Raw genomic sequence first — 1,341 nt, forward strand, 5'->3', positions numbered from 1 at the left:
AGAGCCACAAGGTAAAATTGATACAGGAGCAGAATATGAGGCTCCAAGAAATGAAATAGAACAAAAGCTTGTACAAATATGGGAAGACGTATTGGGTATAGACAATATAGGAATAAACGATGACTTTTTCAGTTTAGGTGGAGACTCTATAAAATCAATACAGGTAATATCAAGAGCTAAAGCAAAGGGATATTATTTTGAAGTTAAGGATGTATTCAACAATTCAAATATAAAAGCTTTAAGTAAGTGCGTAAATAAGAATGCTTTAACAATAAGCCAAGATGAAGTAGTTGGAGAAGTAGAATTAACGCCTATACAAAAATGGTTCTTTGAAATGAATTTTGAAGAAGAACATCATTGGAATCAATCAGTAATGCTGTTTAGTAAAGATGGGTTTGAAAAAGGAATATTAGAAAAGGTGTTTAAAGCCATAATAATTCACCACGATGCCTTAAGAATGGTGTATAAAAATGAAAATGGTGAAATACATCAAATTAATAGAGGGACAAGTGAAAAGTTATACGACTTAAATGTATATGAAGGTTTAAGTGAGAAAGAAGTAACAGAAAAGTGTGATGAAATTCAAGGTAGTATTAATTTAGAGGAGGGTCCTCTTGTTAAATTAGGTTTATTTAAAACCAATAAAGGAGATCATTTACTAATAGCAATACACCATTTAGTTATAGACGGAGTTTCATGGAGAATATTATTTGAAGATTTATCAAAGGCATATGAAATGGCTAAAGAGGGAGAAGACATAATACTTCAAGATAAAACTACATCCTTTAAAGAGTGGTCAAGTGAACAGAGTAAACATGCTACAAGTTCCAATATGAGAAAACAGCTAGAATACTGGAGCTATATAGATAAGTGTGACGTAAGGAAACTTCCAAAGGACAAAGAGGTAGCTGTAGCTAGGATTAAAGATTTAAGAAGTGTAGGATTTAACCTTACAAAAGAGGAAACGGAGAAATTATTAAAACATGTAAATAAGTCATATAACACAGAAATAGAGGATTTGCTATTAACAGCTTTGGCATTAACAATAAGTAAATGGACAGGCGAGGAGAATATATTAGTCAACTTGGAATCTCATGGTAGAGAAGAGATTGTAAAAAATGTGGATATAACAAGAACAATAGGATGGTTTACTTTGCAGTATCCAATAGTTTTAAGCAGTAGTAATGAAGAATTAGGAATGATGATAAAGAATACAAAAGATTCTTTAAGAAGAGTACCTAATAAGGGAATTGGCTATGGCATAATTAAATATCTTTCTAAGGATAAGATGGAATTTAAGTTAAAACCAGAAATATGCTTTAACTATTTGGGACAGTTTGA

The 1,341-nt window shown here is 31.2% G+C and carries 1 protein-coding gene; it reads left to right on the forward strand.

Annotated features, from left to right (window positions below; translation table 11 throughout):
- Positions 1–1,341 (forward strand): condensation domain-containing protein (locus B8978_RS19340; protein WP_242950604.1); only part of this gene is annotated, 1,341 nt, incomplete at both ends.

The organism is Clostridium acidisoli DSM 12555 (genome assembly GCF_900176305.1).
GTDB lineage: Bacteria > Bacillota > Clostridia > Clostridiales > Clostridiaceae > Clostridium_I > Clostridium_I acidisoli.